General features: G+C 59.5%; 26 protein-coding genes. 15 read left to right on the top strand and 11 right to left on the bottom strand.

The annotated features are described in order from the left end of the window. Positions 1-237 precede the first annotated feature (237 nt). Positions 238-822: an FMN-dependent NADH-azoreductase gene (locus ACEN2R_RS01650; RefSeq protein WP_442038551.1), complete on the bottom strand. Its 585-nt coding sequence runs from the start codon at positions 820-822 to the stop codon at positions 238-240. 101 nt (positions 823-923) lie between these two features. On the opposite strand from ACEN2R_RS01650, the gene ACEN2R_RS01645 reads away from it, so the two are divergent. Continuing rightward, a complete protein-coding gene (locus ACEN2R_RS01645; RefSeq protein ID WP_442038549.1) occupies positions 924-1,811 on the top strand; it encodes a LysR family transcriptional regulator in 888 nt (295 codons plus the stop codon). A 17-nt stretch (positions 1,812-1,828) separates the two neighbouring features. Next, complete coding sequence (locus ACEN2R_RS01640) at positions 1,829-2,710, top strand: DMT family transporter (RefSeq protein WP_442039461.1); 882 nt, start codon at positions 1,829-1,831, stop codon at positions 2,708-2,710. Here the strand turns inward: ACEN2R_RS01640 and ACEN2R_RS01635 are convergent. Further along, the gene (locus ACEN2R_RS01635; RefSeq protein WP_442038547.1) at positions 2,707-3,030 is read right to left on the bottom strand and encodes an ArsR/SmtB family transcription factor; all 324 of its coding nucleotides are present in this window, start codon (positions 3,028-3,030) and stop codon (positions 2,707-2,709) included. The two genes, ACEN2R_RS01640 and ACEN2R_RS01635, sit on opposite strands and share 4 nt — an antisense overlap. 229 nt (positions 3,031-3,259) lie before the next feature. Here ACEN2R_RS01635 and ACEN2R_RS01630 point away from each other — a divergent pair, with 229 nt between their 5' ends. The 5 genes from ACEN2R_RS01630 (at position 3,260) to ACEN2R_RS01610 (ending at position 5,825) form a co-directional block, all read left to right on the top strand. Further along, on the top strand, positions 3,260-3,586 hold the full coding sequence (locus tag ACEN2R_RS01630) for an AtpZ/AtpI family protein (protein ID WP_442038545.1): 327 nt from the start codon (positions 3,260-3,262) through the stop codon (positions 3,584-3,586). 5 nt (positions 3,587-3,591) lie between these two features. After that, complete coding sequence (locus ACEN2R_RS01625; RefSeq protein WP_442038543.1) at positions 3,592-4,341, top strand: F0F1 ATP synthase subunit A; 750 nt, start codon at positions 3,592-3,594, stop codon at positions 4,339-4,341. A 45-nt stretch (positions 4,342-4,386) separates the two neighbouring features. Next, a complete protein-coding gene (locus ACEN2R_RS01620; protein WP_093967926.1) occupies positions 4,387-4,623 on the top strand; it encodes a F0F1 ATP synthase subunit C in 237 nt (78 codons plus the stop codon). 81 nt (positions 4,624-4,704) lie between these two features. Beyond that, positions 4,705-5,259 (top strand): F0F1 ATP synthase subunit B', encoded by a 555-nt coding sequence (locus tag ACEN2R_RS01615; RefSeq protein WP_442038541.1) that lies wholly within the window; start codon positions 4,705-4,707, stop codon positions 5,257-5,259. A 5-nt stretch (positions 5,260-5,264) separates the two neighbouring features. Beyond that, a complete protein-coding gene (locus tag ACEN2R_RS01610) occupies positions 5,265-5,825 on the top strand; it encodes a F0F1 ATP synthase subunit B (protein WP_442038539.1) in 561 nt (186 codons plus the stop codon). A gap of 110 nt (positions 5,826-5,935) precedes the next feature. Here the strand turns inward: ACEN2R_RS01610 and ACEN2R_RS01605 are convergent, their stop codons facing one another. The 4 genes from ACEN2R_RS01605 to ACEN2R_RS01590 form a co-directional block, all read right to left on the bottom strand. Next, entirely contained in the window at positions 5,936-6,703 is a 768-nt protein-coding gene (locus ACEN2R_RS01605; RefSeq protein WP_442038537.1) for a FadR/GntR family transcriptional regulator, read from the bottom strand. A gap of 107 nt (positions 6,704-6,810) precedes the next feature. After that, positions 6,811-7,479, bottom strand: coding sequence for an OmpA family protein (locus tag ACEN2R_RS01600; RefSeq protein WP_442038535.1), 669 nt, complete (start codon positions 7,477-7,479; stop codon positions 6,811-6,813). A gap of 111 nt (positions 7,480-7,590) precedes the next feature. Further along, positions 7,591-8,439, bottom strand: coding sequence for a methylated-DNA--[protein]-cysteine S-methyltransferase (locus ACEN2R_RS01595; RefSeq protein ID WP_442038533.1), 849 nt, complete (start codon positions 8,437-8,439; stop codon positions 7,591-7,593). A 200-nt stretch (positions 8,440-8,639) separates the two neighbouring features. Further along, positions 8,640-8,801, bottom strand: coding sequence for a Hint domain-containing protein (locus ACEN2R_RS01590; RefSeq protein ID WP_442038531.1), 162 nt, complete (start codon positions 8,799-8,801; stop codon positions 8,640-8,642). Positions 8,802-9,144: 343 nt separating this feature from the next. Between ACEN2R_RS01590 and nth the strand changes: the two genes are divergently transcribed. From nth to ACEN2R_RS01575, 3 genes are all read left to right on the top strand, one after another. Continuing rightward, positions 9,145-9,789 (top strand): endonuclease III, encoded by a 645-nt coding sequence (gene nth, locus ACEN2R_RS01585; RefSeq protein ID WP_442038529.1) that lies wholly within the window; start codon positions 9,145-9,147, stop codon positions 9,787-9,789. Then, positions 9,786-10,781 (top strand): adenosine kinase, encoded by a 996-nt coding sequence (locus tag ACEN2R_RS01580; protein WP_442038527.1) that lies wholly within the window; start codon positions 9,786-9,788, stop codon positions 10,779-10,781. Before nth ends, ACEN2R_RS01580 begins: the two co-directional genes overlap by 4 nt. A 269-nt stretch (positions 10,782-11,050) precedes the next feature. Beyond that, entirely contained in the window at positions 11,051-12,106 is a 1,056-nt protein-coding gene (locus tag ACEN2R_RS01575) for a fatty acid desaturase (protein ID WP_442038525.1), read from the top strand. Here ACEN2R_RS01575 and ACEN2R_RS01570 read toward each other — a convergent pair. Then, entirely contained in the window at positions 12,097-12,516 is a 420-nt protein-coding gene (locus ACEN2R_RS01570) for a MerR family transcriptional regulator (protein ID WP_442038523.1), read from the bottom strand. The genes ACEN2R_RS01575 and ACEN2R_RS01570 overlap by 10 nt on opposite strands. Positions 12,517-12,588: 72 nt before the next feature. Here ACEN2R_RS01570 and ACEN2R_RS01565 point away from each other — a divergent pair, with 72 nt between their 5' ends. Continuing rightward, positions 12,589-13,215: a cation transporter gene (locus tag ACEN2R_RS01565; protein ID WP_442038521.1), complete on the top strand. Its 627-nt coding sequence runs from the start codon at positions 12,589-12,591 to the stop codon at positions 13,213-13,215. Between the two features lie 42 nt (positions 13,216-13,257). Here ACEN2R_RS01565 and ACEN2R_RS01560 read toward each other — a convergent pair whose 3' ends face one another. Then, the gene (locus ACEN2R_RS01560; RefSeq protein ID WP_442038519.1) at positions 13,258-14,076 is read right to left on the bottom strand and encodes a sulfotransferase family protein; all 819 of its coding nucleotides are present in this window, start codon (positions 14,074-14,076) and stop codon (positions 13,258-13,260) included. Between the two features lie 151 nt (positions 14,077-14,227). On the opposite strand from ACEN2R_RS01560, the gene ACEN2R_RS01555 reads away from it, so the two are divergent. After that, a complete protein-coding gene (locus tag ACEN2R_RS01555; protein WP_442038517.1) occupies positions 14,228-15,805 on the top strand; it encodes a DUF5928 domain-containing protein in 1,578 nt (525 codons plus the stop codon). A gap of 9 nt (positions 15,806-15,814) precedes the next feature. Then, entirely contained in the window at positions 15,815-16,189 is a 375-nt protein-coding gene (locus ACEN2R_RS01550; protein WP_442038515.1) for an HIT domain-containing protein, read from the top strand. A 100-nt stretch (positions 16,190-16,289) separates the two neighbouring features. Here the strand turns inward: ACEN2R_RS01550 and ACEN2R_RS01545 are convergent, their stop codons facing one another. After that, positions 16,290-17,234: an ABC transporter ATP-binding protein gene (locus ACEN2R_RS01545; RefSeq protein WP_442038514.1), complete on the bottom strand. Its 945-nt coding sequence runs from the start codon at positions 17,232-17,234 to the stop codon at positions 16,290-16,292. 108 nt (positions 17,235-17,342) lie between these two features. On the opposite strand from ACEN2R_RS01545, the gene ACEN2R_RS01540 reads away from it, so the two are divergent. Both ACEN2R_RS01540 and polA read left to right on the top strand, forming a co-directional pair. Further along, positions 17,343-17,525 carry a zinc-finger domain-containing protein gene (locus tag ACEN2R_RS01540; RefSeq protein WP_442038512.1) on the top strand — a complete coding sequence of 61 codons (183 nt, stop codon included), beginning with the start codon at positions 17,343-17,345 and terminating at the stop codon, positions 17,523-17,525. A gap of 66 nt (positions 17,526-17,591) precedes the next feature. Continuing rightward, entirely contained in the window at positions 17,592-20,402 is a 2,811-nt protein-coding gene (gene polA, locus ACEN2R_RS01535; RefSeq protein ID WP_442038510.1) for a DNA polymerase I, read from the top strand. A gap of 1 nt (position 20,403) precedes the next feature. On the opposite strand, the gene ACEN2R_RS01530 is transcribed toward polA, so the two are convergent. Both ACEN2R_RS01530 and ACEN2R_RS01525 read right to left on the bottom strand, forming a co-directional pair. After that, entirely contained in the window at positions 20,404-21,615 is a 1,212-nt protein-coding gene (locus ACEN2R_RS01530; RefSeq protein ID WP_442038508.1) for a winged helix-turn-helix domain-containing protein, read from the bottom strand. Continuing rightward, a complete protein-coding gene (locus ACEN2R_RS01525) occupies positions 21,573-22,553 on the bottom strand; it encodes an agmatinase (protein ID WP_442038506.1) in 981 nt (326 codons plus the stop codon). Before ACEN2R_RS01525 ends, ACEN2R_RS01530 begins: the two co-directional genes overlap by 43 nt. Between the last annotated feature and the right edge of the window lie 49 nt (positions 22,554-22,602).

The following is a 22,602-nucleotide window of genomic DNA, read 5'->3' as shown; positions in this document are numbered from 1 at the left end:
ATAAGGACGATGGCCGACAAACCCAAGCACCCTATGTGCCAAACGACAAACGCACCAGTGGGCGCAACGCGCTGACTGGTGGCGATCCCCGATCTTGAATCAGGGACCGGAAGCAGTTTTACTTCCGGATGTTGCGCGGGGTTTAGGGCGAAATGAGGGAGTGAGTCAAGAGGATCGCGCCCTGCGGGCTGGGTGCGGGGCGCGATCTGTTGGTCAGGTTGCCAATCAGGCTGTTAATCAGGCTGCGATTTTCAGCGCGTCGATGGCGTCATTGGCCGCCTTGATCGACGCTTCGGCACCCAGGGCCAGACGGTCGGCTGCGACGATCTCTACTTCGGTGATGCCGATAAAGCCCAGAACATGGCGCATGTAGCCTGTGGCAAAGTCCCAGCCGGAGCCGACTTCGGTGCCGCCCGAGGCCACGGCGAGGATCACGCGCTTGCCGTCCAGCAGGCCCTTGGGACCATCGGCGGTATAGGCAAAGGTGACACCGGCGCGGGCGATAAGGTCGATCCAGGCCTTCAGCGCGGCGGGAACGCCGAAGTTGTAGACGGGCAGGCCGATCACGATGGTGTCGGCGGCTTTCAGTTCCGCGATCAGCGTGTCAGACAGCGCCAGCGCGCTGGCTTCGTCATCGGTGCGGTCGGCGGGGGCCTTGGCGCGGGCGTTCACCCATGTCTCGTCGATCTGCGGCAGGGGCTGCGACAGGTCGCGGGTGATAACATCGGCCCCGTCAAAGCGGGCGACGATGCGGTCGGTCAACGCGCGGGAGATGGAGGTTTTCGTGCTGGCGGAGGAGTCGATGCGGAGAACGGTTGTCATGGGAATACCTTTCAGGGTCTGTTCTGTTTTCTAATTAGACATTGCGCACTGAGGCACAGTATGGCCAAATCACACAGAACCTGTTCACGGATGCACATGAGATGACAGCTGACAATTGGGACGAAATTCGCACCGCCTATCATGTTGCACGGCTTGGCACGGTGTCCGGGGCGGCGGAGGTTCTGGGGGTGCACCACGCGACGGTGATCCGCCACATCGACGCCCTTGAGGCGCGATTGGGGGCCAAGTTGTTCCAACGCCATGCGCGGGGATATACAGCCACCGAGGCGGGGGTTGATCTGATGCAGGTGGCGCAGGCCACCGACGACCAGCTGACCCAGCTTGCCGGACGGATCAAGGGGCGCGGGGCCGAGGTGACGGGCGAACTGGTCGTGACGTCTTTATCCGGTATGGCGGGGCAACTGACACCAGTTCTGGTGGCGTTCCGCGATCTGCACCCCGATCTGACGGTCCGGTTTCTGACCGGAGAACGGCTGTTCCGGCTGGAATACGGCGAGGCGCATGTGGCGATCCGCGCGGGCAGCGCGCCGGGCCAACCCGACAATGTGGTGCAGCCTCTGATAAAGCTGCCGATCACGCTGTATGCGTCGAAAGGCTATATCGAGCGGTTCGGCATGCCTGAAGGCGAGGGCGCGCTGGCGGATCACCGGTTTGTCGCACAGGACGACGAGGCATCGCGCGCGCCCTTCTATCGCTGGATGCGGGCGACGGTGCCAAGCGGCAACATCGTGTATCGCGCAAGTGAGGACCATACGTTGATAGAGGCGGTTCTAGCGGGGGCCGGGATCGGTTTCCTGTCGGTGTTCGAGGCCCGACGGCATCCCGATCTGGTGCAGGTTTTCCCCCCGCGCGAGGAATGGACCGCGCCGACGTGGATTGTGACGCATGTGGATTTGCACCGCACGGCAAAGGTGCAGGCGTTTCTGGCCTTCCTGAAAGATGCGGCAAAAAGCTGGGACCAACTGTGACGCAGCGGGCAGGCGGGATGCGCGGGCATCTGGCGATGCTGTTGTTTTCCGCGCTTGTTGCGGGGTCGTTCAGCCTTGGGTCCATGGCGGCAAACGAAATCGACCCCATCGTGTTGGCGGCGGCGCGGTTCCTGTTGGCTGCGGTTGTTGTTGGCGGGGTGCTGTGGGCGACAACGGGCATACCGCGCCCCGCGCTGGATGCACCCTGGCGATACCTGCTGATGGGCGGATTGTTCGCCTTCTATATTGTGCTGATGTTCGAAGGGCTGAAGACGGCAGAGCCTGTCTCGACATCGGCGGTGTTCACGTTGACGCCCTTGATGGCGGCCGGCTTCGGCTATGTCTTGCTGTGGCAGCGGATGACCCTGCGCATGGGGGTCGCGCTGGGCATCGGGGGCATCGGTGCGCTTTGGGTGATCTTTCGCGCGGATGTTTCGGCGCTGATGGCGTTTCAGGTCGGGCGGGGCGAGATGATCTTTTTCGTCGGCTGCGTGGCGCATGCCATTTACGCGCCGGTGGTGCGCAAGGTGAACAGAGGCGAATCCGCGCTGGTGTTTACCTTTGGCATGTTGTCGTCCGGTTTCATTTTGCTGGCGCTATACGGCGCGCCCCGGATTATTGTGACCGATTGGGCGGTCTTGCCGCCGATCGTCTGGATCACGCTGGTCTATACGGCGGTCTTTGCCAGCGCGGGCACGTCGTTCCTGTTGCAATTCGCGGCGCTGCGCCTGCCCTCGGCCAAGGTCATGGCCTATACATATCTAACGCCAAGCTGGGTGATCCTATGGGAAATCGCCTTGGGGAACGGTGCGCCCACGGGGCTGGTTCTGGGCGGGATCGCATTGACCTTTGTGGCGCTTTGGCTGCTGTTGAAGGACGAGACCGTTCCGGCGGTCTAGTCGCCCAGTTCGGCGTCCAGAAACCGCTCGAAGGCGTCAAGATCCATCCGGTCGAATTGCCCGAAGCCCTGCATCCAGACCGAGGCGTCGCGCATCGCCTCCGGCTCCAGCTTGCACCATGTCACCCGCCCGCGCTTTTCGCGCGAGATCAGGCCAGCGGATGTCAGAATGGCAAGATGCTTGGATATCGCCGCAAGCGACATCTGGAACGGCTCGGCCACATCGGTGACGGCCATGTCGTCTTCCAGCAGCATCGACAGGATCGCGCGGCGTGTGGGGTCGGCAAGGGCCGACAATATGGTATCGAGCGTATTGGCCATAGGCGGGGTAAATCCTGCGGTGCGGCGTTCGTCAACCATTTGGTTGAATAACGGAATCGAGAGCGAATGGCGCGATGGCGCCTGATCCGTGCCTGTGCGCCTTGTCGCACCTCGTATTTAATGATTAAATATCAATAAGTTGACGTTATTTCGTCCCCTGCTGTTCCTGCTTGACTCGGGGGGCTGCTGTTTCTAGGTTCCGCCCAACTGTCCGAAGGGAAGTTTTGCTGTGGCTGATCCACTCGACCAAGAGCGTCTGAAGGCGCTTGAAGAGAAGATCGCGGCGGTGAAAAAGGCCAACGCGCCGAAGCCCCATACGGAAGAGCATTATTCGCAGGCCAATATGGCATGGCGGATGGTGATAGAGCTGGTATCCGGTCTTGGGATCGGGTTTGGCATTGGATACGGGTTGGATGTTCTGTTCGGAACGATACCGCTGTTTCTGGTGCTGTTTGTAATGCTGGGTTTGGCGGCAGGGGTGAAGGTTATGCTTCGCACGGCCAAGGAACTACAGTCGGAAAAAGAAGCGGAGACCTCCGCTGATGACAAGAGGTAAGCGACGTGGCAACTGAAGAAGCAAGCGGCGGTCTGGTTTTCGATCCGATGCACCAGTTCGTAGTGACCCCCCTGTTCGGCGGTCACGAAGTTCACTGGTACACTCCGACAAACGCGACCCTTTGGATGGCAATCACCGTTCTGGCGATTGTTTTGCTTCTGGTTACGGGCACCCGCGGTCGGGCGATTGTTCCGACGCGGATCCAGTCGATCGGAGAGATGGCCTACGGGTTCATCTACAAGATGGTCGAGGATGTGGCCGGAAAAGACGGCGTGCGGTTCTTCCCTTATATCATGACGTTGTTCATGTTCATCGTTTTCGCGAACTTTGTCGGCCTGCTGCCGATGTCGTTCACAACCACATCGCACATCGCCGTGACCGGCGTTCTGGCGATGGCGGTGTTCCTGACGGTCACCATTCTGGGGTTTGTCCTGAATGGCACCAAGTTCCTGGGTCTGTTCTGGGTCAAATCGGCACCTCTGCCCTTGCGCCCGGTGCTGGCGCTGATCGAGATCATCTCGTATTTCGTGCGTCCCGTCAGCCATTCTATCCGACTTGCGGGTAACATGATGGCCGGTCACGCCGTGATCAAGGTTTTCGCGGGTTTTGCGGCCATCACCGCAATCGCTCCGCTGTCCATCGTCGCGATCACCGCGATGTACGGGCTAGAGGTTCTGGTGTCGTTCATCCAGGCCTATGTGTTCACCATTCTGACCTGTGTCTACCTCAAGGATGCGCTGCATCCGGGCCACTAAGGTCGGTTCAATCAACTACCTCATTCCATCGTAAGGAGAATACCTATGGAAGGCGATATCGTACAAATGGGCGCATACATCGGCGCAGGTCTGGCATGCATGGGCATGGGTGGCGCTGCTGTTGGTGTGGGCAATGTTGCTGGCAACTACCTGTCCGGCGCACTGCGCAACCCATCTGCCGCTGCTGGTCAGACAGCGACGCTGTTCATCGGCATCGCGTTTGCAGAAGCTCTGGGGATCTTCTCGTTCCTCGTCGCTCTGCTGCTGATGTTCGCAGTCTAAGCCTTACGGAACACAATCCTTACGCTCGGGTGGGCCGGACGGCCCGCCCGAAGTATCCGGAAGTTCCTGTAGGAGAACGACATGGCGACGGAAACAGTTGAAGGCGCGGCGCAGGTTGCAGAAGCTGGTGGTCACGCTGCCGAATCCGCAGGGATGCCGCAGCTGGACGTTAGCACCTTTGGGAACCAGATTTTCTGGCTTCTGGTCACGCTTGTCGTGATCTACTTTGTCTTGTCCCGCATTGCGCTTCCGCGCATCGGTGCGGTTCTGGCAGAGCGTCAGGGGACAATCACGAATGATATTTCTGCGGCTGAAGAGCTGAAGCAGAAAGCGGTCGACGCGGAGGCCGCCTATAATCAGGCGCTGGCCGATGCCCGCACCGAAGCCCACAAGATCGTGGCAGAGGCCAAAGCCGAGATCCAGAAGGATCTGGACAAGGCAACAGCCCATGCCGACGCCGAGATTGCCGCGAAAGCGGCAGAAGCGGAAAAAGCGATCAACGAGATCCGCGCTGGCGCCGTTTCTGCGGTAAAGGATGTGGCAAACGACACGACTGGAGACATCGTTGCAGCGCTGGGCGGAAAAGCCGACGCAAAGACGATTGCTGCTGCGGTGACTGCACGGATGAAAGGGTAAGTCTGATGAAATACCTCAAGCTTTCCCTTATCCCCGCCCTTATCGCTGGTCCTGCCGCTGCTGCGTCCGGTCCGTTTGTCTCGCTGCATAACACCAACTTCGTTGTCACGCTTGCGTTCCTTTTGTTCATCGGTGTTCTGTTCTATTTCAAGGTTCCGTCGTTGATTGGCGGTCTTCTTGACAAGCGCGCAGACGGGATCCGCAACGATCTGAACGAAGCAAAGGCCCTGCGTGAAGAAGCGCAAACGCTTCTGGCCTCTTACGAACGTAAGCAGAAAGAAGTGCAGGAGCAATCCGCGCGTATCGTCGAAGCTGCGAAAGAGGAGGCGGCGACCGCTGCCGAGCTTGCGAAAGCCGATCTGAAAGCCTCGATTGTGCGCCGTCTGGCCGCAGCCGAGGAGCAGATCGCTTCGGCAAAGGCGGCGGCAATCAAGGACGTTCGCGATACCGCGATCAGCGTGGCCATTGCCGCTGCAAGCGACGTGATCGCCAAGCAAATGACGGCCGCCGATGGCAACAGCCTGATTGAATCCGCGATTGCCGATGTGGAAGCCAAGCTGCATTAAGTGATGACGGGCCACCCCGTGATTTCTTTTACGAATTGAACCCGGCCCGATGTGGCCGGGTTTTTTCATATCCAGGGGATAAATACGTGACCTGCGGCGGGTTCTCTGGATCAGCGGGACTGTTCGTGCTCGAACCGCTGCCGCGCGATTTCCTCGTTACGCTCTGATTTTTGCTGATCGGACAAAGAGGCCTCGACATAATTCAGATGTGCCTCGACGGCGGCGCGTGCGGCGGCAGCATCGCGGGCCTGAAGGGCGGAATTGATTGCGCGGTGCTGGTCCAGAAGCATATCGCGGGTGGTGCGTTGCTTGAACATGACCTGACGGTTGTAAAATACGCCTTCGCGCAGAAGTTCGAACATCGACCGCATCATATGCAGCATGATAACGTTGTGGCTGGCCTCGATGATCGACAGGTGGAATTCGGCGTCAAGCTTTGCCTCGTCTGCCGGGTTTCGCTTTGTGTGGGCGGCTTCCATCTTGCGGAACAATGTGTCGACGACCTTCAGGTCTGTGTCCGATGCCAGCCGCGCGGCGCGCTCGGCGGCGAGGGCCTCCAGATCGCGGCGAAAGGCAATGTAGTCGAATACCGCCTCGTCATGGGCGGCGAACAGCTTGATCAGGGCCGCCGAAAACGCCGAGCCAAGCACGTCACCGACGTAGATTCCGGCACCTGCCCGGGTCGCCAGAAGCCCCCGTTCCTGAAGATCGGCGACTGCCTCGCGCAGGGACGGGCGCGACACGCCCAGTTTTTCGGAAAGCTCGCGTTCCGACGGCAGGCGTTCCCCCGGGCGAAGAATACCGCGCAGGATCAGCAATTCGATTTGCCGCACGACAGAGGAGGAGAGTTTTTCGGATTGAATACGTTGAAACGGCATGTGTTCGACCTTTGCGATTGGTCAAAATATATGACCGCGCGGCCGAAGGAACAACTAAAAAGACCGGACCACTGGCCCGGTCTTTTTTGGCGATCTTAACCGGCCACTTAGCTGATCGGACGGATGATGATTTCCACGCGGCGGTTTTGCGCGCGGCCATCCGGTGTCAGGTTCGACGCAACGGGGGAATCCTCGCCGCGGCCATAGGCGCGGATGCGCGACGAGTTGACGCCGGAACTGATCAGGATCGCAGCGACAGATTGGGCGCGACGCTGGGAAAGATCCTGATTGTAGCTGGCCGCACCTGTGTTGTCGGTGTGGCCGACGATGTCGATGGTGGTATCGCGATACTTGTCGAGGTTGTTCGCCAATGCGCGAAGGTCGCCTTGCAGATCGCCGCGCAGGTTCGCGCTGTCGGTGGCAAACAGGATGTCTTGCGGCATTGTCACGACCAGTTCGTTGCCGGTGTTGACGATGCTGACATTGCCATTGCCGATGTCGCGACGCAGTTCTGCTGCTTGCTTGTCCAGGTTGTTGCCCACTGCGGCGCCGACTCCTGCACCGATTGCAGCACCGATCAGCGCGCCATTGCGGCGTTCCTTGGGGGTATCGCCGACGATCAGACCAGAGGCCGCACCGAACAGGCCGCCAACAATCGCACCTTCGCGGGTGCGCTGGTTCGGGTCATTCGGGTTGTAGTTTTCAGGGGGGGTACAAGCGCTGAGCGCCAAGATGCCTGCGGTGGCCAAAACAAATGTTGTCTTGATGCGTGTCATGTCTGCCTCTTTCATTATCTCCCGCGCGATGCGGGTGCGGTGATAAACGTATAGAGGCGCGAAAGGTTCCAAAAGCAACGAATGTGTTATCCGGCGGCTTTCCGCCCAACCTTAGGCTGTCACGGCATCGGCGCGCACGGCTTCCCACGCGAGCATTGCCCGTTTGACGGGCAGGCCCCAGTGATAGCCGCCAAGTGCGCCTGATTTGCGCAGGGCGCGGTGGCACGGGATCAGCCAGCCTACCGGATTGCGCCCGACCGCCGTGCCCACCGCGCGCACCGCCTTGGGCGATCCTATCGCGCCGGCAATCGCGCCATAGGTGGTCACATGGCCCGAGGGGACGGACAAAAGCGCCTCCCAGACCTTGATCTGGAAGGGCGCACCGATCATGTGCAGCCGCACCTCGCCGGTGCGGCCAAAGGCGGCATCGACCCAAGGCGCCAGTGCGGCGGGGTTTTCGGTGAAGGTGGCCATGGGCCAGCGGCGGGCCATATCGGCGAATGTTTCCGGTTTGCCCATGTCCCCTTCGAACGCCAGCCCGCAAAGGCCGTGATCGGTGCCCATGGCCAGCGCAGGACCGAAGGGCGATGCGAACCAGCCGTATGAAACCCCCAGACCGTCGCCGCCGCGCGCGAATGCGCCGGGGCTCATTGCCTCCCACTTCAGAAACAGATCGTGTAACCTGCCGCTGCCCGACAACCCGAGACTGTTGGCGGTGTCGAGGGTGGTGAAGCGGTCGCGCAGCAAGGTTTTGGCATGGCCCAACGCCAGATACTGCTGGTAACGCTTTGGCGAGACCCCGGCCCAGCGGCTGAAGATGCGCTGGAAGTGCGCCGGGCTCATCTGCATTTTCGCGGCAAGCGCCTCGAGCGAGAGTTGTTGCCCCTCAGTCTCGTCGATCACCTGTATCGCGCGTTTGACGACGGCGAAATGATAGGCCTGGTCGGATGTGTCGGTCATGGCGCTGTCCTGTTGCTTGTCCCGCCACGATAGGCGATACCGCAGGCTTGATCGACCCGATTGTTGCGCCTTTCTGCGCGTCTGTCATGCCGCATCGCGCGCCGTGATCCGGAGAAGTGTAGCGGGCAGTAGCGCGGCTTCTGCGGGTTCAATGCCGGTCGTGCGGTGCATGCGGAGGCTGGAATTCCCGACTGGCCCGTCTACGCCACAGGCTGGAACCCTCTGTCCCGCGTCAGGATCCGGTCGCCTGCGCGCAACCATTCGACCGGTATAAGGCCGTCCAGTGTGGTAATCATGGTGCCGGCGGTGAAACCGGTCATTGCCTCGATATTTGTCGGCCCAAGATCATTCGCCTCTGTCATGTCATCTGGTGTTATTGTCGGGAACACTGCGGCAGCGGGCAGAACGGTGGACGAGATAGATATAGCCCAGAAGTTCGCCGTTCATGTCCACCCGTTCACGATAATCGTTCGCCCCATCCGGCAGTCTGATGGCTGTCATGGGTCATGGATTTGGCGGTATACCCGTGGACAAGCGTCTGTGACATCGCTGCTCCTTCTTCGATTTGCGTGAAGGATTACAGAGCAGAGAAAATGAAACATTAATGCCGCCCCATGGTCCGCCGCCAATCTTAGTCAAACTTGCGCCGAAACCGATGTGCTAATGGGCTTGCCGCAGAGCGCCTTACGCTGCATACGGGCGCGCATGGTAAAGCAGCTTGATTATCATATGATGCGCGAGATCTTTTCCCGGTTTCAGGCGCAGGAACCCGAACCCAAGGGCGAGCTGGCGCATACAAACGCCTTCACCTTGCTGGTGGCGGTTGCCCTGTCCGCACAAGCAACCGATGTCGGCGTCAACCGCGCGACGCACACGCTGTTCCAGATCGCCGATACGCCGCAAAAGATGCTTGATCTGGGCGAGGCTGGGCTGATCGAGCATATCAAGACGATCGGGCTGTTCCGCAACAAAGCCAAGAATATCATCAAGCTGAGCCGAATTCTGGTCGAGGAATATGACGGCGAGGTGCCCAATTCACGCGCCGCATTGCAAAGCCTTCCAGGGGTCGGCCGCAAGACCGCGAATGTCGTTCTGAACATGTGGTGGGGCGTGCCGGCGCAGGCAGTTGACACCCATATCTTTCGCATCGGGAATCGTACCGGCATTTGCCCCGGCAAGGATGTCGATGTGGTCGAACGTGCCATCGAGGACAATGTTCCCGCCGATTTCCAGCAACATGCGCACCACTGGCTGATCTTGCACGGACGCTATGTTTGCAAGGCGCGAAAGCCGCTATGCGGAACCTGTTTGATCCGCGATCTCTGCCAATACGAGGAAAAGAACTTATGACGAAAAAGTTTCAGGTTGTCGGTATCGGCAATGCGATGGTCGACGTGCTGGCGCACGCGTCCGATGCATTTCTTGCAGAGGCAGGTGTCGAGAAAGGCATCATGCAGCTGATCGACATGGACCGCGCCGTTGATCTTTATGCGCGGATCGGGCCGGCAAAAGAGATCAGCGGCGGATCTGCCGCAAATACAATCGCGGGTATCGCGCATCTGGGCGGTCGCACGGCCTATGTCGGGAAGGTCAAGGATGACCAACTGGGTGCGATTTTTGCCCATGACCTGCGGGCGCAGGGGGCGGTCTACGAAACGCCGATGGCCAAAAGAGACGCCGCACAGGAAACCGGGCGCTGTATCATTGTTGTGACGCCGGATGGCGAGCGTTCGATGAACACCTATCTTGGGGTAACAGAGTTTTTGCAGCCATCGGATATCGACGAGGCGCAAATCGCCGATGCGGACTGGATCTATCTCGAGGGCTACCGCTTTGACGGTCCCGAAAGCCACGAGGCCTTTGCCAGGGCAATCGCAGCCTGCAAGGGTGCGGGTGGCCGTGTGTCGCTGACGCTGTCCGATCCGTTCTGTGTCGGGCGTCACCGCGATGCCTTCCGCACCCTGATACAGGACCACGTTGATCTGCTGTTCTGCAACCGCGCCGAAATGCTGTCGATGTACCAGACCGAAGATTTCGATGCAGCGTTGGCGCTAGCCGCCGCCGAGGTCGGCATCGTCGCCTGCACCGACAGCGATAATGGCGCCTATATCCTGTCGGGGGGCGTATGCTGGCATGCGCCGGCCCTGCCGACACAGATCGTGGATGCCACAGGGGCAGGGGATCTGTTCGCGGGTGCCTTCCTGTGGGGGCTGACCCACGGGCATGATCTGGAAACCTGCGGGCGTATGGGCTGTATTGCGGCTTCCGAGGTGATCAGCCACATCGGTGCGCGGGCCGAGGCGGATCTGAAGGCTTTGTTCACCCAAGAAGGCGTGCTGTAACCCGTCGTTGCAGAGTATTTGGACCGAGAAGAGGTGCAAAAGTCATTCTATATTAATGCTTTCCAACTCTTCTTGGTCAAAATATCCACATGGGGTGAATTGGCCGCATGGCCAAGAGGGGGCGCGTGCGGCCCCTGACCTTGACATAAACAGATGTGTTTTGATCGTATTGTGATCGGAGAATAGGTCTCTATTGGTCGAAAAAGCTTGCCAAAATGCCAAACTTGCGTATCCACGACCCCAAAGAAACAAGAACGCTAGGAATACAGGTGCTCGATAAAAATTCCACGCGGCCAGGTGCTGCGACCTCTGTCCACATCGCCGCACGCGAATGGATCCGGGTGTTGGCCGCGTATCGCGATCCGGTTCACGCACGCAGTGTGTTCGAGCTTGTCGTGACCTTCGGGCCGTTTCTGGCGATCTTTGCTTTGGCTTGGTGGGCATTGTCGGTAAGTTATGTTCTTGCGCTGGCGCTGGCCGTGGCCAATGGATTTTTCCTTGTGCGTCTGTTTGCGATCCAGCACGACTGCGGGCACGGCGCGTTTTTCCGGAACAAGCAGGTCAACGACTGGGTCGGGCGCGCCATCGGCGTGTTTACCGTGACCCCCTATGATGTCTGGCGCCGCGCACATTCGATTCATCATTCCGCGTCTGGAAATCTGGACAAACGCGGGGTCGGCGACATTCTGACCCTGACCGTGGAGGAATACAAAGCCCGCACGCGTTGGGGTAAGTTGGTTTACCGCGCCTACCGTCACCCTGTGACATTGTTCCTGATTGGCCCGTTCTACGTATTTTTGCTGGAGCAGCGCCTGCCGCTTGGCTTTATGAAGGCCGGATGGCGCTATTGGGCCAGTTCGATGGGCACAAACGTCGGCATCGCGCTGATCGTGACGGGGCTGATCTACTTTGGCGGGTTCATGCCTGTTCTGTTGGTCTATTTGCCAACCGTTGTTGCCGCTGCGACGATCGGGGTATGGCTGTTCTATGTGCAGCACCAGTTCGAAGAGACCCATTGGGACGATGCGAGCGAATGGGATATGCATGAGGCCGCGCTTTACGGCAGTTCTCATTACGATCTTCCGGTTGTTCTGCGCTGGTTGACGGCCAACATTGGCGTTCATCATGTGCACCACCTTTACAGCCGCATTCCATTTTATCGGCTGTTGGACGTTCTGCGCGACCATCCGTCTTTGGCCGATGTGAAGCGTCTGACGCTTCTGGAAAGCTTTGCCTGCGTCAAGCTGCAGCTTTGGGATGCGCAATCGCGCAAGCTGGTAACCTATGCCCAGGCGCGGGCCATTCCAGTGACAGTTCAGTCCTGATGGTCATCCGCGCATTGGCCATGGTCGGCCAGTGCCTGTATGACATGGCAGGTTCCGATAGAGCCTGTGTCGTGCACGGACAGGATGCGGTCAAGTTCCGCTTGTAATCTGGCGAGATGGGCGATCCGGTTGCGGATCGCCTGAAGGTGCTTTGATGCGATGACATGTGCTTCGGCGCATGGCATGTCGGGTTGCTGCGACAGGGCAAGAAGGTCGCGGATATCCTCCAGACTGAGCCCAAGATCACGGGCGTGCCGGATGAACGTCAGCCGCGCCAGCCCGTCCGCCCCATAGCGCCGCTGGTTGCCGTCGGTTCTGCCCTCTGCGTCGATCATGTTCTTTTGTTCGTAATACCGGATGGTTGGGATTTTGACGCCGGTGCGCCGGGAAAGATCTCCGATGGAAAACATGATTTTACCCCTTGAACCTATAGCTACTAGAGACATTAGGTTGAACCTGCATCAGGAATCAAGGAGCAGACCATGGGCGCCGGGCACAGCCATCACCACCACGGGGCAGAGAGTTTCGACGGAATGTCGGTCGACTACAAGCGGCGCCTTTGGGCGGTTATCGCGCTGAACGCCGTAATGTTCGGGGTTGAAATGGGCGCAGGTCGTTTGGCCGGATCGCTGGCACTGCAGGCGGACGCACTCGATTTCTTTGGCGATGCCCTGACCTATGGAATTTCCATGGCGGTGATCGGTGCGGGCCTGAGAACGCGGTCCACGGCGGCGCTGGCCAAGGGGATCAGCCTGCTTGGCATGGGGCTTTGGGTGTTCGGCTCTACAGTCTATACGGTGTTTTACGTCACAACCCCCGAGGCCGAAGTGATGGGCATCGTCGGGTTTCTGGCGTTACTGACCAATCTGGCCAGCGTTCTTTTACTGGTGCGCTACAAGGACGGGGATGCGAATGTGCGGTCGGTCTGGCTGTGTTCGCGCAACGATGCGATTGGCAACATCGCCGTGATGATCGCGGCGCTGGGGGTCTGGGGCACGGCGACAGGGTGGCCGGATCTGATCGTGGCGGGCATTATGGCCGGGCTTTTCCTGACATCATCCTGGCAGATTATCGGTCAGTCGTTGGCAGAGCGTCGCGGGCTGACCTGAGGGCAAAGATCCGGCGCGGCAGAGGTCTGCGCCGGGTTCGTCTCAGGCACCCAGCTTTGCGTGAACCTCGTCTAGATCGACCTCTGCTATCGGCTTTTTGATCGCCGGATTTTCAAAGTCGTATTTGAACAGATGGAAATCCTTCTTGTAGATTTCATAGACCAGATGCATCGACAGGTCGTCGAAATAGTCCTGGATCGGATGCGCCATCTTTGGACCGTGCCCTTCGGATTCGTTGAAGCGCGGAATTTGGGCCAGATCAATCTTGTGCGGCGTCTTTACCGCATCCAGCACGACCTGCATGCCGGGGTTGAAATTCTCGGTCGGAAAGATGTGGTCATAGCGCCCGCCGTTCACGATGAACGTCGAGATATGGCCGGACATGGCAGACCAGTGGATGTCGGGTTCCATCGGGCGTCGCCAGCGGATGGTGTCGCGGGCGAACAGTAGAAAGCGGCGAAAGCTGGCGATCTGGTCGAATTCAAAGCCGGTTTCCGGGTCGCCGACCTCAATCCCGTATTTCTGGATCAAAAGCGGCACAAGATTACCGCGATAGCGCTTGCCGTTGCGCTGGATGCCGCAAATCTTGTCGAAGAAGGATGACAGAATTCGGCCATAGGGATTTCGCACACAGGTGAACGCGTAAGAGCCATGGGATTTGACGTTTTTCTCGATCAGCTTCTGGCTCGGCTCTATCGCCCATTTGTGCATGCCCGAGGTGGCGTCATGGATGTCACCGTCGAAGAACTCGCCGTGATCCGAATAATACATGATCTGGCCAATGGTCGAGCAGGCGCATTTCGGAACAACGCGGTACACCACGCTTTCACTTTCCGTCATCCAGGTTCCGGGAAATCCCATAATGTTAACTCGCCTCCAACAATTTCGTTTTTTATAACTGTGTCCAAGAGACACTTCCGCACAAAAAAGCAATGAATGTCTGTTTTTTCAGTCCAAGTTCACGTTATCTAGGTGAATAGTATTGAAATTCCCATCCCGTAGGTTTCCCCGTATGGCCAAAATCGCCTTTATCTTGTTGTGCCATAAAGATCCCGATGCGATTATTCAGCAGGCAGAGCGACTGACGGCTGCCGGTGACTTTATGGCGATCCATTTTGACGGACGGGCCAAGGCGAATCATTACCGCCGCATCCGGGCCGCGCTGAAGGGGAATCCCAATGTCACCTTCGCGAAGAAGCGGATCAAATGCGGATGGGGCGCGTGGAGCTTGGTTCAGGCCACGTTGAATGCGGTCGAGGCCGCCGTGGAGGCGTTTCCGCGCGCGACGCATTTCTACATGCTGTCGGGCGATTGCATGGCGATCAAATCGGCGCGCTATGCCCATGATTTTCTGGACAGCGCCGATGTGGATTACATCGAAAGCTATGATTATTTCGAAAGCGACTGGATCAAGACCGGCTGGAAAGCCGAGCGCTTGATCTATCGCCATGTGTTCAACGAGCGGACGCAAAAGGCGCTGTTTTACGGGTCGTTCAAGTTGCAACGCAAACTGGGGCTGACGCGGGCTATTCCGCCGGATCTCCAGATCATGATCGGCAGCCAGTGGTGGTGTCTGCGCCGTCGCACCGTGGAGTGGGTATTGCAGTTCTGCCGCAAGCGGCGCGATGTGATGCGGTTTTTCCGCACCACATGGATTCCGGACGAGACATTTTTCCAGACCATCGTGCGCCACCTTGTGCCCGAAACGGAAATCGACACGCGCACCCTGACCTGTCTGATGTTTTCCGATTACGGTATGCCGGTGACGTTCTATAACGACCACTATGATTTGCTGTTGTCGCAGGATTTCCTGTTTGCGCGAAAAATCAGCCCTGATGCGACAGAGCTGAAGCGGCGTCTGGGCGTGCTTTATGCGAGCGAGGATCACCGGTTCCAGATCTCGAACGAGGGGCGGAGCCTGTACAAGTTCATGACCGGGCGCGGGCGGATCGGGCGCCGCTTTGCACCGCGGTTCTGGGAAACCGAAAGCACGCTGGGCCGGGAACGGGAATTGCTGATTATCACCTGCAAGAAATGGCATGTGGCAAAGCGACTTCTGGCGCGGATAAAGCAGGTCACGAATTTGCCTGCGATCGAGTATCTGTTCGATGAGGAAAGCACCGCGCTGCCGGATCTTGGCGGTATCCAGACAACGCTGGTAAAACGCGCCCGGCACCGGCGCGCCCTGATGCGGATGCTGTTCGATTACTATGACACCGACCGGATGGTCGTGTGCCTTGATCCAGGCAGCATGGAGCTGTTTCAGGATTTCTATTCGGATCGCTGCGTGACGCGGCTGTTGGAAATCGACTGCGACTTCAGCGATGATTACCTGATTGGCCACGCCAAAAGGGTGGGTTTGGCCGGTGAGCGCACACCGCAGGAGACGATCAACAGGTTGTTGCCAACGATCAGATATGATGTCGTGTTCGAAAGCGACCGGATCAGGGATGCCAATTTTCCGAATTTCTACCGCTTGCGCGAAAGCAGCAGCGTCGAGGAAAACATCGCGCCACTTGCAGGGTTCCTGAGCCTGACCGAAACTGCGGCGCGCGAGATCGCATCAACCGACCATCTTTTTGTCGACTAAGGACATCCTATGCCGAATACCTATGATCCACAGAACATCTTTGCCAGAATCCTGCGCGGGGAAATCCCGAACAATACTGTGCTGGAAACCGAACACACGCTGGCGTTTCGCGATATCGCACCGCAGGCGCCGGACCATGTTCTGGTGATCCCGAAGGGCGCATATGTGACCTATGACGAGTTCGCCCTGAACGCCTCGGATGCCGAAGTTGTCGATTTCACGCGGGCGGTGGGCGAGGTCTGCAAGATGCTGGGCGTGCAACCCGGCGAGGGTGGGGCAGGATACCGGATGATCGCCAACTCAGGCGAGAACGGTGTGCAGGAGGTGCCGCATCTGCATGTGCATATCGTCGGCGGGCGTCATCTGGGCAAGATGCTGGGCTGACCGAGGGGGTCGGAATGCGCTTCGCGCGAGAGTATTTTTGCCGAGAAGACATTGATACTTTGTTCTATAAATACTCCCGCGCGGAGCGCGTGGCCCCGACCTAGGCGGCGTCCCCTTTGGTGCTGGTCAGCGCAACAAAGACGTCCTCCAGATCCGGCTCCTGCGTGGCGACATCGCGGATTGTGATGCCAGCGGCCTGCACTGCGTTCAGCACGACGTCGGCGTTGGTTGTGTTGCGGCGATAGGTGAAGACCAATGCGCCGTCGCGGCGGGTGGTCATGGCGACGCCATCGGGCAGGGTGACGGCGCGGGTCACGGGGGCATCGGGGACGATGATCAGGGTCTTGCTGTCCATACGGCCGATCAGGTTGGCCGTCTTGTCGCGGACGATGACCTCTCCCTGGTTGATAATCGCGATCTCGTCGCACATCTGTTCGGCTTCTTCCAGATAATGTGTCGTCAGGATGATCGTCATGCCTTCGTCGTTCATTTTGCGGACATTGGTCCAAAGCATCTGGCGCAATTCGATGTCGACGCCGGCTGTGGGCTCGTCAAGCACAAGCACGTTGGGCGAATGCACCAGCGCCTTGCCCAGCAACAGCCGCCGCCGCATCCCGCCCGACAGCGACCGCGCCCAGGCGTCGGCCTTGTCGGTCAGGCCGATCAGGTCGAGGATCTCGTCCGTGCGACGTTGTTTTTTCGGCACGCCGTACAGCCCCGCCTGCACCTCGAGCGCGGCGCGGGCGGTAAAGAACGGATCCATGTTCAGTTCCTGCGGCATTACCCCGATCGACGCGCGGGACTGGCGTGGGTTGATGTCCTGATCAAAGCCCCAGATTTCCACCTTGCCTGCGGTTTTCGTCACCAGACCCGCCAGGATGTTGATCAGGGTCGATTTTCCCGCGCCATTCGGGCCAAGAAGGCCGAAAATGCTGCCCGCAGGAATATCAAGGTCGATCCCCTTCAGCGCCTCTTTTGCGGGTTGGTTGCCGCCGCCCGCATATGTCTTGCGCAGGCCTTCGATCCGGATTGCATTCTGTGTCATTGGTCACCCTCTGCCCTTGCCCGTGCGTGGTGGATTGCTATCATGCCCACCGATTGATAACGACTTAAGACGCCTGACCGTCCACCACAACCACGAAGGAATACACCGATGTCCATTGAAGCGCCTGAAACTGTGGTCGTGGATACCCACCGTGTGGCTTGTGATGGCGGCGAAGGTGCGCTTGGTCATCCGCGCGTCTGGTTGCAAATCCCCGAGGACAAGGGGTTTGTCGAATGCGGATATTGCGATAAGCGTTTCGTCCATAAGGACCATGCCGGGGCTGCGGAATAAGCAGCCGCCAGCCTTGCCCTGATCGCCTTGACCGGCGGTGGCGATACGACACACGGGAGACGTGACATGACGTTTGGCAAGGGATGCCACCTGCATCTGATTGATGGCTCTGCCTTCATTTTCCGCGCCTATCACGCCTTGCCGCCCCTGACGCGCAAGTCCGACGGCCTGCCGATCGGCGCGGTCGCGGGGTTCTGCAACATGATCTTCAAATACATCGAGGACAACAAGGGCCCCGATGCGCCGACCCATGCGGCGGTGATCTTTGACTATTCGTCAAAGACGTTCCGCAATGACATCTACCCTTTGTACAAGGCGCATCGGCCAGAGCTGCCCGAGGATCTGCGCCCGCAGTTTCCGCTGACCCGCGATGCGACGCGGGCGTTCAATCTGAAGTCCATCGAGATCGAGGATTTCGAGGCAGATGACATCATTGCCACTTTGGCGTGTCAGGCCCGCGATGCGGGCGGGCGCTGCACCATCATCAGTTCCGACAAGGACCTGATGCAACTGGTTGGCCACGGTGTGGAAATGCTGGACGCGATGAAGAACAAGCGTATCGGCGTTGACGAGGTGATCGAGAAGTTCGGGGTGAGGCCGGACCGTGTGGTCGATGTGCAGGCCTTGGCCGGTGACAGTGTCGACAACGTGCCGGGCGCCCCCGGTATCGGGATCAAGACAGCCGCCTTGTTGATCAACGAATATGGCGATCTGGAGACATTGCTGGCGCGTGCGGGCGAGATCAAACAGCCCAAGCGGCGCGAGGCGCTGGTGGATAACGCCGAGCTGATCCGCATTTCCAAACGGCTGGTGCAGCTTGACGGTGACATGGCGCTGGATTTCTCGCTGGATGATCTTGAGGTCAAGGAACCAGAGCCAGAGGCCCTGTTGAAATTCCTGAACGAGATGGAATTCCGCACCCTGACCAAGCGCGTGTCCGAGATGACGGGCGTTGCACCGCCGCCCGCGCCGGAGGGGGCGCCGGTTGCCAAATCGGCCACCGCCATCGCCACTGCCGCGCCCGTTGCCGCGCCATTCAGGCCCGAAGAGTATGAATGTGTCGGTGATGCCAAGGCGCTGGCGGTCTGGATCGACCGGATTTACGAAGTCGGGTATGTGGCAGTGGATACCGAAACCACATCGCTGGACGAGATGCAGGCCGAGCTGGTCGGCATTTCGCTGTGCGTGACGGCGGGACAGGCATGCTACATCCCGTTGATCCATAAGGACAGTGCGGCGGATGACCTGTTCGGCGGCAGCGATCTGGCGGCGGGACAGATGAAGACCGCGGATGCATTGGCGATGCTGAAACCGGTGCTGGAGGATCCTTCGATCCTGAAGATCGGTCAGAACATGAAATACGACGCCAAGATTTTTGCCCGCGTCGGGGTGGATGTGGCACCGATCGACGACACGATGCTGTTGTCTTATGCCCTGCATGCGGGATTGCACAATCACGGTATGGACGCGCTGTCAGAGCGTTATCTGGATCACACGCCGATCCCGATCAAGTCGCTGTTGGGCGGCGGGAAATCCGCGATTACGTTCGACCGCGTGCCCGTTGGCGATGCGGTAAGATATGCGGCAGAGGATGCGGATATCACTCTGCGCCTGTGGGAACTGTTCAAGCCGCGTCTGCATCAGGCCCGTGTAACAACCGTTTACGAGACGATGGAGCGGCCATTGGTGCCGGTTCTGGCCGAGATGGAGATGGCGGGCATTCAGGTTGACCGCGACACGCTAAGCCGGATGTCCAATGCCTTTGCCCAGAAAATGGCAGGGCTGGAGGCCGAAATTCATGAACTGGCGGGGCAGCCGTTCAATGTCGGATCACCCAAGCAGTTGGGCGAAATTCTGTTCGACAAGATGGGGATCGAGGGCGGAAAGACCGGCAAGACGGGGGCCTATGCCACGGGCGCCGATGTGCTGGAGGATCTGGCGACAGAACACGAGTTGCCCGCGCGGGTGCTGGACTGGCGGCAGTTGTCCAAGCTGAAATCGACCTATACCGATGCTCTTCAGGATCATATCAACACCGAAACCGGCCGCGTTCATACGTCCTATATGATTGCGGGGGCCAACACGGGGCGTCTGGCGTCCAGCGATCCGAACTTGCAGAACATTCCGATCCGGTCCGAGGAAGGCCGCCGCATCCGCGAGGCTTTTGTCGCGCCTACGGGCAAGACGCTGGTGTCATTGGACTATTCCCAGATCGAGCTGCGCATTCTGGCGCATGTTGCCGATATTCCGGCGTTGAAGCAGGCGTTCAAGGATGGCCACGACATTCACGCGATGACGGCGTCCGAGATGTTCGATGTGCCTTTGGACCAGATGACGCCGGATATTCGCCGCAAGGCCAAGGCGATCAACTTTGGGGTCATTTACGGGATATCGGGCTTTGGTCTGGCGCGCAACCTGCGGATTCCGCGGGCCGAGGCGCAGGGGTTCATCGACCGCTATTTCGAACGGTTTCCCGGCATTCGCGCCTATATGGACGCGACGACCGAATTCGCAAAGGCGAACGGGTATGTGCTGACGCTGTTCGGGCGCAAGATCCACACGCCCGAGATCAACGCCAAAGGCCCGACCGCCGGTTTTGCCAAACGCGCCGCGATCAATGCGCCGATACAGGGCACCGCCGCCGATGTGATCCGCCGCGCGATGATCCGCATGCCAAAGGCGATTGCGGATATCCCTGCGAAGATGTTGTTGCAGGTCCACGACGAATTGCTGTTCGAGGTCGAGGATGCCGCCGTTGACGATCTGATCCGGGTCGCCAAGGATGTGATGGAAAATGCGTCGATGCCGGCGGTCAAGCTGGACGTGGCGCTGACGGTCGAGGCGGGTCGCGGGGGCAACTGGGCCGAAGCGCATTAGATCAGGGCGTTGCGGGGCAGGACCAGGTGACGCTGTCCAATCCGGCAAATCGGGCAAAACGCGCCAGCTCTGCCTCCAGCTTTTGCGCACGGGGGGCTGTCCATTTTATGGCGGGTTCACGCCAGTTCGCGATAATGTCCAGCGCAGCTTTTGTGCGGTCCGCTTTCGCCTCGATCCGGCCGATCAGGCGGTCGCCTTCCAGCAGCGGAAAGACGTAGTAGCCCCACTGGCGCTTTGCGGCGGGAACGAAGATTTCGATCCGGTAGTCGAAACCGAACAGGCGTTTCAGCCTGTCGCGGTCGCGCACCACGGGGTCGAAGGGATTCAGGATGCGTAGCCGCGACGTGGGCGGGGCGGCGTGGACAAGGCGGTCCTCGATGTCGGCAGGCGCCAGCGCATCGCTCCATGATCCGTCCGCCGCTTGCACGGTGACCGGGATCAGGGCGGCATTTGCGGCCCAGCCTTTGACCTCTGCGACCTCTGTCGCTTCCCAAAAGCGGCGGATCTCTGTCAGGGTGCCAAAGGAAAGCCGGTTCAGCGCGGCGTGGCACAGCCAGTCGATCTGCGCCGCGTCATCATGGGATTGCGTGCGGATATGGTCGGGGATCACATTTTCCGCCAGATCGTAAAATTTGGTAAAGTTCCGCCGGTGGGACGTGGCCAATTCCCCCGCATACCACATGTAATCCAGCGCAAGTTTGTGCGGCGGTCTTTGCCACATCTCTTTCGCGCCCTCGATCCTGGTCTCAAAAGCGTGGGTCGAGAGCGGCCCTTCGTGGGCAATGCGGGCACGGATCGCCTCGCGCTCTGCCGGACCGCACATGGACCCGAACCAGTCCGACGCGCCGATGCGTTCCTTTTTGCGGCGGAACTGGCGCTGCCACATGGGGTAATACTCTGTCGGAATGACCGAGGCGTCGTGGGTGTAGTGTTCGAACAGGCTGCGGTCATCGGCCAGAAGCGGGTTCAGCATATGTTCGCGGTAGCTGTTGTTCCTGCTCCATATAATGTGGTGATGGGCGCGTTCGACGGCGCGGATCGTATCAAGTTGCACAAAGCCCAGCCGCCGGATGATCGCCATCGTGTCCAGCGGGCCGGTCGGGGTCTCTGCCAGCCCTTGCGCAGAAAGCCACAGGCGGCGGGCGTCGCGGTTGGTGATCGCAAGTGGGGTCAGCGGGGTCTCCTTGCGACGATTGCCTCTGCCAGAACGCACATCAGTTCGAACATGATCGACACGCCCAGCCACGCGGTGCCCCCCGAGGGGTCGAACGGTGGAGAGACCTCTACCAGATCGCAGCCGATCAGGTTGACGCCCGACAGTTCGCGCACGACCTGCTGCGACTGAAAGCTGTTCGGGCCGCCGATTTCGGGCGTGCCGGTGCCGGGGGCATAGCTGGGGTCGATAAAGTCGATGTCGAAGGTGCAATAGGTGGGGTGGATGCCGACGATCTGCCGCGCCTCTGCCATGACATCCTTGACGCCGCGGTCAAAGAATTCCTCGATACGGATGATGCGGACGCCCTGTGCCTCGCCCCACTCGATGTCCTCGGAATTATAGGCGGTGCCGCGAATGCCGATCTGGATCATGCGCTTAGGGTCCAGAAGGCCCTCCTCGATGGCGCGGCGGAAGGGGGTGCCATGGGTATATTTGAACCCGCCAAAGTAGCTGTCGAACAGGTCGGTGTGGCTGTCGAAATGGATCATCCCGACGGGCGCGTCGCTGGCCAGACCGCGCAAGACCGGCAACGACACCAGATGGTCGCCGCCTGCCGTCATCGGGGCAATGCCGCGCGATTTCAGATCGGCGTAGAAGGTCGCGATGCGGCTCATGCTGTCCTGAAGGTCGATCGGATTGGGGCCGACATCGCCCAGATCGGCGCAATTCACCATGGCAAAGGGCGCCACACCGGTCACGGGGTTCATCGCGCGGATCATGGTGGACAGGTCGCGCAACTGCCGCGGACCGTGGCGTGGGCCGGGGCGGTTGGTGGTTCCCGCGTCCCACGGCACCCCGACAAGGCCCAGTTCCACATCGGCGATGCGCGGGTGATCCATCGCCAGATGCGGCAGGCGCATGAAGGTCGGAACACCGGCAAAGCGCGGAACATCCAGCGCGGATACCGGTTGAAAAAAACTGTCGGCGTTGATCATCTTAGGCGGCCCCCGATGTGCATGCAGGGGCAGGATGGCATCCGCAACG

Source organism: Pseudogemmobacter sp. W21_MBD1_M6, from assembly GCF_052119585.1.
In the GTDB taxonomy this organism is placed as follows: Bacteria; Pseudomonadota; Alphaproteobacteria; order Rhodobacterales; family Rhodobacteraceae; genus JBGQOJ01.
Note: the sequence above shows the minus strand (reverse complement) of the source record. Positions and strands in the feature narration are given on the sequence as shown.